This is a genomic window from Nocardia sp. NPDC059154 (assembly GCF_042755705.1).
GTDB lineage: Bacteria > Actinomycetota > Actinomycetes > Mycobacteriales > Mycobacteriaceae > Nocardia.
In genome coordinates this window covers 22838-32837 of sequence record NZ_JBHZCS010000094.1, presented here as the reverse complement: position 1 = coordinate 32837, position 10000 = coordinate 22838, and the positions used below count along the sequence as shown (strand labels likewise).

General features: G+C 61.1%; 8 protein-coding genes and 1 pseudogene. 3 read left to right on the top strand and 6 right to left on the bottom strand.

What is annotated here, in order from left to right:
• A pseudogene (locus ACFXN1_RS45940) lies at positions 1-246 on the bottom strand (mspA family protein); the annotation flags it as partial.
• 420 nt (positions 247-666) lie between these two features.
• Between ACFXN1_RS45940 and ACFXN1_RS45935 the strand changes: the two are divergent.
• On the top strand, positions 667-873 hold the full coding sequence (locus tag ACFXN1_RS45935) for a hypothetical protein (RefSeq protein WP_379446181.1): 207 nt from the start codon (positions 667-669) through the stop codon (positions 871-873).
• A gap of 28 nt (positions 874-901) precedes the next feature.
• Here the strand turns inward: ACFXN1_RS45935 and ACFXN1_RS45930 are convergent, their stop codons facing one another.
• Positions 902-2227, bottom strand: a complete 1326-nt coding sequence (locus ACFXN1_RS45930) for an MFS transporter (RefSeq protein WP_379446182.1) — start codon at positions 2225-2227, stop codon at positions 902-904.
• Positions 2228-3424: 1197 nt separating this feature from the next.
• Between ACFXN1_RS45930 and ACFXN1_RS45925 the strand changes: the two genes are divergently transcribed.
• The gene (locus ACFXN1_RS45925) at positions 3425-3622 is read left to right on the top strand and encodes a hypothetical protein (protein ID WP_379404941.1); all 198 of its coding nucleotides are present in this window, start codon (positions 3425-3427) and stop codon (positions 3620-3622) included.
• A gap of 79 nt (positions 3623-3701) precedes the next feature.
• Here the strand turns inward: ACFXN1_RS45925 and ACFXN1_RS45920 are convergent, their stop codons facing one another.
• The 3 genes from ACFXN1_RS45920 to ACFXN1_RS45910 all read right to left on the bottom strand — a co-directional run bounded on the left by ACFXN1_RS45920 (position 3702) and on the right by ACFXN1_RS45910 (position 6779).
• A complete protein-coding gene (locus ACFXN1_RS45920; RefSeq protein WP_379404943.1) occupies positions 3702-3977 on the bottom strand; it encodes a transposase in 276 nt (91 codons plus the stop codon).
• Positions 3943-4077: a hypothetical protein gene (locus tag ACFXN1_RS45915; RefSeq protein WP_379404945.1), complete on the bottom strand. Its 135-nt coding sequence runs from the start codon at positions 4075-4077 to the stop codon at positions 3943-3945. The genes ACFXN1_RS45920 and ACFXN1_RS45915 overlap by 35 nt, the downstream gene beginning before the upstream one ends.
• Positions 4078-4433: 356 nt before the next feature.
• Positions 4434-6779 carry an FUSC family protein gene (locus ACFXN1_RS45910; protein ID WP_379446184.1) on the bottom strand — a complete coding sequence of 782 codons (2346 nt, stop codon included), beginning with the start codon at positions 6777-6779 and terminating at the stop codon, positions 4434-4436.
• A gap of 1136 nt (positions 6780-7915) precedes the next feature.
• Between ACFXN1_RS45910 and ACFXN1_RS45905 the strand changes: the two genes are divergently transcribed.
• Positions 7916-8182 (top strand): hypothetical protein, encoded by a 267-nt coding sequence (locus ACFXN1_RS45905; RefSeq protein WP_379446185.1) that lies wholly within the window; start codon positions 7916-7918, stop codon positions 8180-8182.
• Positions 8183-8293: 111 nt separating this feature from the next.
• Here ACFXN1_RS45905 and ACFXN1_RS45900 read toward each other — a convergent pair whose 3' ends face one another.
• The gene (locus ACFXN1_RS45900) at positions 8294-9208 is read right to left on the bottom strand and encodes a DMT family transporter (protein ID WP_379404951.1); all 915 of its coding nucleotides are present in this window, start codon (positions 9206-9208) and stop codon (positions 8294-8296) included.
• Between the last annotated feature and the right edge of the window lie 792 nt (positions 9209-10000).

Sequence of the window (10000 nt, the reverse complement as noted above, 5' to 3'; positions counted from 1 at the left end):
ATCGGCGCTCGCGTTGCCCGAGACCCACACGGTGCGCCCGGCGCCGTTGTCGGCCAGCGACGGGGAGATCGTGGCGTGCTCACCGGACCGGGTGACCACGACCCCGTTGGGGCCCTGTTTCTGCCCATCCGGCAGAGCGACGAAGGCGTCGGCATGGACGGGACCGGTCGCGGTCCCTCCGGCGACGAGCAACGAGCCGATGCCGACGGTCACGGCGGCAACACCACGAATTGTTGTAGAGGTCACTGGAAACTCCTGAAAATATTGGATCGAACTGGCGAGCCGTTAGAAACAAATCCTCGTGGCCGAATATCGATAGTCCGCGAGAATGTCATTACGCCGATAAACAAGATATGCGAGCCATTTCCTGATCGCTGAATCGAACGTCTTTTCGGCGCATTTATCCTACGGCCGCAATTCGATTGCTATCATGCGCTGGGTTGAAAGGTGGTCTGGATCCGAGAGATCCACGGATTACGGGACCCGAGAATCGCTGCGGTCATTATTTTCTCTGAGAAGTCGGTCCCGGTGTCCCGCAGGCTCGCTTGAGGGCACCAGGTTCATCGAGGCCAAGCCCGGCGGTCTGAAGCTCATCTCAGTGTGTGGCTAGATGAGAGCGGGTTGGTTGCGATCTGTCTTGGCCGAATTCTCCCTACGCAAGGCGTCATGCATTTGTGGGTGCGGTGCGGCATCGATTCCTTTCGTGACGAAGGTGCCACGCGTCATGCCTACGACCTGGCAAGGGGCCTTCGCCGCGTCTACTCCGTGTTCGGTGGTGATGACGGTGCCTCCGGCACCTTCACCGTCTCGCCGTCGAAGTTCACCTTTGCTGCCGCGATGTGGGTCGTGCGGCGTGTCGGGTGGTGTCGATGACGACGTGGGCCTCGTATACGACATGTCGTTACGCGTTCGCCGGCTGCGGACTGTCGGTCACGACAGGCGTTATTGAGTGTCGACCCTTGCCTAGCGTTTGATTACTAAAACCGAACACTGCCACCAAAGCTGAGATGGCAGCCAGGCCGGCAAGATAGTAACCCGGGCCGAGGGGGTGGCCTCCATTGATCAGAAAAGTAGCGATGAAGGGCGCGGTCCCGGCGAACATCATGGAACAGATATTGTAGCTCAGCGTGCTTGCCGAGACCCGCACGCGTGCCGGGAAGAAATCTACGAATAGCAGGTTGAGAGTTGTTGCGACGCCACTGGAGAAGATCACGAATACCGCGATGATCAAGATGGCACCCAACAACGAGCTATGGGGCAGCAAAGCAAAGGTGGGGATGGCCCAAATGCCCAAACCAAGGACGTAAGCGATGGCAACGCGCTTTGTCCCCGCTATGTCGATAGCACGCCCTGCAACGACACAGCCGGCTGTAGAAACAAGCAGTGCCACGATGAGGACGAGCAGTGACTGGGTGTTACTGAAATGCGCCGACCTGGTCAGGTAGGATACGAGGAAGGCCCACACGAGATATCCGCTGACCGAGGCAGTCATTGCCCAGCCGATAAATAGCAGCATTGGCTTTTTCGCCACCTTGAATGCTTCAATAAGTGGCGCAGATTCGACACGTCCCTCGGACTGGAGAGCGGTGAATACCGGAGATTCTTCCACCCTGAGCCGCGCGAGAAGGGCGATCAATGTAAGCGGCAGTGCCAGCAGGAATGGTATCCTCCACCCCCACGAGATCAGCTGCTCCGGAGATATCGCAGAGGTTGTTATAATCGCTACCAGAGCGGCGAAGATTGTCCCGACGTTTGAGGATGCAGGGATCATTGAAGCATATAGCGCACGCCTATCTCCAGGTGCGTGCTCGACGATAAAGGTGGTGCCACCAGCGTATTCTCCGGCGACAGAGAAGCCCTGGACTAGGCGAAACAACAATAGTAGAATCGGCGCAGCTAATCCGATTTTATCATAACCGGGCAATAGGCCCATTGCTACAGTGGCCAAGCTCATTATCGCAACCCCCATGAAAAGCGCGGGGCGCCGACCTATTTTATCGCCGACATGACCCCATACCACTCCCCCCAAGGGGCGGACAACAAAGCTGACCGCAAAGATTGCGAAGGTGGACAACAGGGCGGTGGAAGGGTTTTCCTTCGGGAAGAATAGGGTTGCAATCGTGGCTGCAAAAAATCCGTACAACGCCTGGTCGTAAAACTCCACAAAGGTGCCGATCGCGCCGGCTAGCAGCGCCCTTCGGCGCGCGGCGCCATTGCCGTTGTTCATGATGCTCCTCAATCGGCGCGGGCGGCTGGATGAGCCAGCGATCGCGCGGGTCGGCCTATTGCATGTCCCCGTATGCAGTAGAAAATATAGAATGTTATATGGCCCGTAAGCCTCTGGTGTAGTTGCTTGTCGTCTTAGTGTCGGATTTCGTTCTTGTGTTTCGTGAAGACTTGGATGTCGATGGCGAGCGCTGCCGCGCAACTGGTATACACTGTGTCGGTTCGGCAACTACCGCGCTGACGGCAAAGCACTCTGCAAAGTCTCTCTCGGTGAGCAAGAATAGAGCAAAGTGGGAGTTCTGGCCGAACCGCGCCCGGCCCTCCTGCATTTCGGAAATCTCACCGGAACTTTTCGCGCTGAATCGCACATGCGAACAAACCGATCACTTTCCCAATTTGGTCTCTGCTGCAGGCAACCATGCGGCGCTCTGCGTCGCGCGATTAGCAGATCCGGTTACGTACAGCGACCCACTATAGGGAGCTTCGGACCTTCTCGAAGCCGTATCAAGGTATTATGACGTATTGTTTGCCATCGGCGAACTGTCTTTCGTCGACTCCGCTGGAGTGCGCCATTATGTGGTGACCATCGGTCAACGTTCCTTTGTGCACCGCCGAACTTTGACCGTGAGCCATGTGACTGAAGTTTCAGTACTGTGTCAGCGATCATAACGATCGCAGTAGCGCCAGTCAAGGAGTTGCTGTAGTCCATCACCTCGTGGACCGCAGCAACGCTATCCGAAATTCGTTTGTGAGTGGGCAGGCGAGCACCCGGCGGAGGGCGGCCGAGTCGGGTTGGTGGCTATGGCTGGTGACGGTCAGGCGGCGGGTTCGAGGGTGACTTTGTAGCCGATGGCTTCGAGCTGGCGGATGTGGTTGCGTCTTGCGGTCGTCAGCAACGCGGGTGTCGTAGAAGCCGGGGGCCGAGGTCGTGGAAGCGGGCCTGGTGGTCAGCGAGCAGATGCCAGACGATGGTCAGGATGGAGCGGCCGACCGCGCGCGACGAGGGCTTTGTTGCCGCCGCGGAGTATGGCGATGCGCCGTGGCGTTCGCCGAGGAAGGTGTTGGTTCTGGCGGCCCAATCGCGGCCTCACTGAGGATGCGGGCCAGGTAAGCGATTGCCGTGCGGGGTTGGAGTTGTGTTTCTTCTTCCCGACCGATTCCTTGACCCCGGGAGCGGACCGAGCCCAGGACGCCAGATGTGCGGGGGTGGGGGAACGGGAACCGGCTCATATCCAGGCCGATCTCGGCGACGATCACCGCGGCGGCAATCAGGTCGACGACACCGGATTTCATCCATGCGCTCGATCGCCTGGGCGAAAAGCAGCACCACCTCCTCGATCTTCATCTCGAACGCGGCAATGTCGGTGTCGATGCGGGCGAACATGCACTGCAGTAGGAACGCGTGGTGATCGATGAAGTGCCCGGTGAAAGCCTCTTCCGGCAGCCGATCTTGGTGCGCATTCGGGAGCGCGCCATCACGCTGCCATCATGTTGCGCCCGGAGACGCCGAAGCTGTCGGAGGCCACCCCCGACAGCTTGGCGCAGGCGTCCTCGAGCAGCTTCTCCACCCGGTTCTTCTCCGCGGTGCGGATACCGACGAGGTCGATGCGATAGCGGGTGATATCCCGTAGGCGCCGGATCTGTGGTGGCGGAACGAAACTCGCGCGGAGCAACTGCCGTTCGGCGACCTTGCGCAACCACACCGCGTCCAGCTTGTCATGGTCTGCGGGCGCCCGGGCAGTGCTTGGCATCTTTGGCGTTGATCAGCCACATGTCGAAGCCATGGGCCTCCAACAGGTAGAAGGCCGGCTTCCAGTGATCCGAGACGGCCTCCATCATCACCCTAGTCACGCCTTCAGGAATACGAGCGAATTGTTGCTGAAGTGTCGAGGTGTGCCCTAGTGCCGCCCGCGCGGAAGGCATGAACCGTGGAGGGGCTGACTACCGATGCAGGGTGCGCTGGCGGACCGGCTCCTCGTAGCGAGGAGGTTTCTGAGATGGGGGTGGAGCGAAGGGGGTGAGTCATCCGCAGCTGCGCTTTTGGGACCGCCAACGGGGCGGAGTCCCAGTCCGGCTTCCACTGCACGTCCTGAATGATATGTCATGTACAGGGGCATCAACCACATCTACATAAGCCCCGAACGGCTGGCACCGCGAAGCTTGGAAGAGGTCGTTCAGTTATGCAGTTGACGTCACGGACACGGCGGTTAGGGCTGGTGCTGGCGGAGGCCGTGTGGGATGGTCCCTTGCTCCTCGGTATCGGGTAGACCTAACGAGCGGCCTAACGCGGCAATGTTCGCGTCGATTCGTTCTATGTGATGCAGTGCTGGGCTGCTGACCTGGTTCTTGGCATCCGCGCATGTGGCGACCGAGCGAATCATGGTCGGCAAGGCGAGGTTGGATGTCGGCGTTCCGGCGTGTCGATTATTCGTGCGCTGTACTGACTCGGTCAGAGCGGCCAGTTGGTTTTCGAGCTGTTTCGCTGTGCGCGTTAATGCGTGTGGTTCGCACTTTTGCTGGTTTAGGGGTGGGTGTTGGCTTGTTGTGGCGAGACTGCGTGTGTGGTAAGCGATGGTTTCCAGCACGGCGAGGGTGTGGCGGGTTTGGGCGCGACGGGTGCGCAGCGGGCTAGCGGGGTGAAGTAGCGGTTGTGCGACTGTACGGTAGGTGTCGAGGGCGGTGTCGAGTTCGCGTGCGGCGTCGAGGGGATTGACGTGGGGGTCGCCGGCGAGGTGGGCGATGGCTTGGGTGATTACTTGACGGGTGTGTTTGAGCACGTCCGTAAGTTGCGCGTTGACGAGTTGATGGGTATGGGCCGGGAGGACAAGCAGTGCTGCGATGAGGCCGGCGGCTGCTCCTACCGCTGTTTCTTCGACTCGCAGTATCAGCATGGTGTCGGTGTAGGTGCCGAGCAGGGCGTAGAGCAAGCCGACCATCGAGGTGATCAGCAGTGACATCAGCAGGTAGGACACCGATGCGATAAAGAAGGCGCCGAACATGCAGGCGATCATCAGCAAGAATGCCGTGGTGGTGTGGCCGGTCACCAGCGTTACGAGCCCGGCGCCCGCGGCGACACCGGCTATCGTGCCGGCGAGTCGCCGGTAGCCTTTGACCAGGACTTCGCCGAGGGAGGTGGTGTTGAGGAAGACCACCCAGCAGGTGATCATCGCCCAGTACCAATGCTCGGTGGAGATCAGCTCGCCGCAGATGATGGCGATTGCTGTCCCAACGGTGACCTGTAACGCCGCGCGAGTGGTCGGCCGCTGGAGGCCAGCCAGGTTCTCGTTGCCGGTGTCGTCGATTTGCGCGTGGTGGTCTTCGGCTTCCAGTTCGGCTCGGCAGCGCGCTGTTTGGTTTTGGTCTGTTGTGCCGTGGCGGCGGGGTCCCAAGGCGAGTCGCAGGCCCAGCATGGCCCGGGCGAGTTCGCCGATGGAGTGGTAGAGCTCTCGCGTGGAGTCGGTGACCGGATTCGGCAGGTGTGTGTCGGTGGTGTAGCCGAGCAGGCGGGCGCGGATGCTGGCTGTCGCAGTATCCGCGCCCGCGGTCGTCTGGCGGGTGAGTAGTCGCCGCAGGTCACTCAACTCGTCAAGCAGGTGTGCGAGGACCGGGTCGGCGGGCTCGTCGCCGCGGGCGGCGTGGTCGCGTGGCGAGCCCGTGTCCTGTTGTTTCCCAGACAGGTGCAGTATCAGGGTGCTGGAAGCGTCGCGCGGGGAGCGCACTGTGCGAAGGAGCATGATGGCGGCATGTTCGGCGGCGATTTCGGCCTCGGCGATGTGCTGCTGCACTGTGCGTGCGGTGTCAGGGTTGGCGATGGCGACGTCCAGGCGGCGCTGGATCAAAAGGGCGACTTGGTGTAGTTGCGCGCAGCGTCGCTGCAGTACGTGCATCGCACGATCCGCGGAGGGACTGCCGGGCCGCGCGTGGGCCAGATCTGCCATCGCATCGATCACCGCCAGTAACCGGGCACGGAACGCGTGTCGCAGTCGGCGCAGAGTGCGCTCGGGTGTGGCGCGCACGAGGCCGAAACGCAACAGCCCGGAGCAACCGACGGCCACGGCGGCCACGACACTGACACCGGGAATTTGTGCGAGTGCGGCGTGGACGAACTGGGCCATGAAGAAGTGCTGGAACGCGAAATCGCCCAGGCCGCTGCCGCGTGGTCCGTACCGCCGCACATACATCGCGGTGAAGATGAGCACCAGCAAAACGGCATCTGCGGCGATATGGTGGGGCGCCAGCACGGTCCCCACGGACAAGGCCCCGATACTGACCGGTATTCCCAGGGCGAGAGTCACCGCCTGATCCCGCGAACGCTGATCGGTGACGGTATAGCCCGCGACCATGGAACTCCACGCGCCGACCACCAACAACGAAACAGGCGCACCGCCCACAGCGAGCACGAGAAGCGTGAGGACCACACCGCCAACAGTCGTCGCCGCGCCGCACAGACGTACGAGACCAGGATCGAAAGCACTGAAACGATCCCACACCTCGGTTCCGACCCGATGCGCGCGCCCTCCGCCACGATCGATATAGCACCTAACCAGGCTCATGATCGCCGCGCTGCCGCTGCGACGTAAGTGAGACCGGGTGTGTGAGTCGTGTGGTGCCCCGATTGGTGCGATCGTCGCAGTCTGGTTCCCAATCTCGGGTTGTCGGTCATCCTGGCGGCCCCTTTCACCGCGAAGCGCCTCCTCTGATCGGCAGTTCAGCGCCTCCTATCTTCGACCGACGACAGCAATCGCGAAAGCAAATCCAACGGATACATATTGTGATGAGAGCAGTCATACGCCTCCACAGGGGGAGTGTCCGATAGTCGGCTCTGGCGCACTTTCGGTTTGCGCCGTGAGGCGCTGTGATTCGAGTGGAGGTGAGAGACCTTCGCCGCCGTTCTGTCGTAGCAGGTCGGTGGAGCTGAAGGCAGCCTGATCCGGGTGATGCCGGGGAGGGTAGGAGCAGCCCTGACAACGCCGGGACGTGGCCAGTACCACCAGACGGTGCGGGTCCGGCAAGCGGGATGGGAAGGAGTACGCGAGGAACCAGCGTTGTTACGTCCCTCCATGCGCCACCTGTTCGAAACCGGCGGATATGGGCAGGACGCGGTGCGTACCCGCCGCTTTCGGGTGGTCGGGGAACTCCTTGGTCGGTTTACCGAAGCCGGTCGGGAGGCCACGAGGAAGGTCTGCGGCGTACTCGTGGCGATGCCGCAGGGACACAGTTGGGCTCCTACTTCGTCGAGCGAATCACAGTGAACACGGGAACCACTCGGTCAGGTTCCTCGGGCGATGCGCACTCCTGTTGCACCGGTTGGGGATAGACGCACCGACCGTCGAACGGGTCGGGTGGGGCGGAGCCGCCGTAATAGAGGTGCGACCGGAGTACGTCAGAAGGGGCAATAGGGCGCTGAGGGTGTCGGATCGGTCGCGGTGGTCGGACTGGCCGTCTAGGGTTCGCCACGGTTGGGTGGTTGAAGTTGTTGCGGGGGATGTCTGGCGTCGATCGACCGGACCGCGTATCCGCGGTTCAAGCGGGTGGTTTCGGGCCGGGAGCTGTTGGAGTCGTTCACGCCGTCGGAGGACGAGATCGCTTGGGGGCGTGGCCGTACACAGTCGGATCTGAATCTGCTGGCGCTGTTGATGTGCGTTGAAGTCGTATCTCAGCGGCTCGGGTACTTCACCAAGCTGGTGAGGTGCCCGAGCCGGTGGTCACCCATATCAGGGCGGCTGTGGGGACTGGGGCCGATGTTGTTCTGGTGGTGCATGATTCGCCGAGGGCGGCGAAGTGGCACCGTCAGCAGATCCGCGAGCGTCTGGATGTGGTGTATCAGCCGGCGCGGGTGCGTGAGATCGCGGAGAAAGCGATCCGGGTGGCGGCGCTGACGAAGGACACTCCCGCGCCCAAGCAGATCATCCAACTCACCCACAGTGCCCTGACCAGCACCGACACCCACACTTAAAAGACACACTCTCCCAGGCACGCATGTCCGCCCAGAGCTTAAAACGCAACTCCAGCCACGCCGAATTTGGCGGGCGTAAGGCGGGGGCTTGCGGCCGTCCGTGCTCTCGGCTCACCTTCGGTGGCACATTCGGCTCGCGCTACTGAGAAATAGTCCAAGTCCGGCTATAACGGCGCCGACCGCGGCCCATTGCTGGGCGGTGATTGTTTCGCCCAAGATCCCGACTCCCAGTGCCAGCCCGATCAGCGGTTGCAGGAACGTGCTGAAGGAGGTCGCAGTGGAGCCGAGGCGCTGTATCGAACGGAAGTACAGTGAATAGCACAGGGCCGAGGCGAAGAGTCCGAGCTCGGCCAGTGCTACGACTGATATCCAGGATGGGTGTTTTGTGGGTTGTCCTTCAAGGATCGCCATTGGCACAGTAGCTAGGGCACCTGCTGTGACTTGACCCGCCGCAATCATCAGCGGATCGATATTTGTGAGAAACCGTCGCGTGGAAATATTGCCGAGCGCGAACAGCAGCGTGGTAGCCAGCACGACGAGCGACCATGTCCATCCGCCCGAAATGTGGGGTGGATGCATTACGACGATGCCGACGAAGGCCAGTGCTATACCCGCTGTACGGTTGAGGGTCACTGTCTCCGAACGAAGCACGAAGCCGGCGATCAGAAAGGTAAAGGCTGGTGTGGTCGCTACCAGGACACTGGTGAGCGCGGACGGCAGATGGGTTTGGGCAATGGCCAGCAGCGTGAACGGCAGGGCTACGTTGCAGAGGCCAAAGACGAATAGCTGTAAGGAAATTCGCCTACCGGGTAGCGGAATTCGTCTCAGTCGTACCATTGTGAAGAGCACCACCGCGGCGATAGTCATCCGTGCGCACACTAGGGTCATCGGGGCAAAGCTGCGGAGCGCGATTGCAGTGAAGAAGTAAGTTGAGCCCCAAACGATTGTCATTACCACATAGAGCAGCAGGTCTGTGGCATTGGCCCGGACGGCGACATGTGAACGGGCGGAGAGCATCACGGTCATCTTTCTGGAAGCTCGGGACCTTCGTAGGCCCGGCGCCCTTGTCTCAGAGTCGGATGTGTCATAGAGGCACCGCGATCACGAGCACGGCGACGCGCTGCGAGCGCTGGTCCAGACGAGACGAGCTGAGAAAGCCCTTGTGTCGCAGTCGATCATGAGAAGCTCCTCACGTGGGCTCTGTCAGATGGATGGTGCACCGACTTGAAGACGATCACATTGGCAGGCGAGCCGACTGTGTTGGGAATATTGGGTGGGGCGCTGATCAGAAACACCTCGTAGACAACGTAGCTGCGGCAATCATCGGCGAGTGGCTGCAACTGCCACAACTCGCCGGTGAAGTTGACGAGTTGATCGAGAAGAACACGGTGTGAGAAGCCTAACGGAGCGCTCTCGTCGGCACTGTTCCGCGGCAATACCTCGGTTGCGGGTAGATCGGAAGCGATTGAGCTGATGGGCTGTTCCAAAAATACTCGGCCATGCGCTCGCTCAATGCCCGCCAACCTGCGGCATCTGTTCCGGTACCTGCCGAATCAGCCCGGCTACAACAGGCCGCTGCGCCCTCGGACTGCCATGCCTGCGGCAATCCCAGCCGGAGCGTGAGCGCGGTCATCGACCCATGGCGCCGCCCGCGCAACCTCGGCCTCACCTACAACCACAACACCCAGCCGAGGCCACGAACCCCAACCGGAACACAAACCGGACCCCACCCAAGCCCGCAAACTTGTTTTGGGGGGGTTGGGGGGAACGGCAAGCACCCCAAAAAAAACTGTTTCGGATTCCCACTTAGTGGGGCTT

Coding starts and splice junctions, on each gene's coding strand:
- ACFXN1_RS45935 (WP_379446181.1), top strand. CDS start 667: ATGCATTTGTGGGTGCGGTGCGGCATCGATTCCTTTCGTGACGAAGGT.
- ACFXN1_RS45910 (WP_379446184.1), bottom strand. CDS start 6,779: ATGAGCCTGGTTAGGTGCTATATCGATCGTGGCGGAGGGCGCGCGCAT.
- ACFXN1_RS45920 (WP_379404943.1), bottom strand. CDS start 3,977: ATGCCAAGCACTGCCCGGGCGCCCGCAGACCATGACAAGCTGGACGCG.
- ACFXN1_RS45930 (WP_379446182.1), bottom strand. CDS start 2,227: ATGAACAACGGCAATGGCGCCGCGCGCCGAAGGGCGCTGCTAGCCGGC.
- ACFXN1_RS45900 (WP_379404951.1), bottom strand. CDS start 9,208: ATGACCGTGATGCTCTCCGCCCGTTCACATGTCGCCGTCCGGGCCAAT.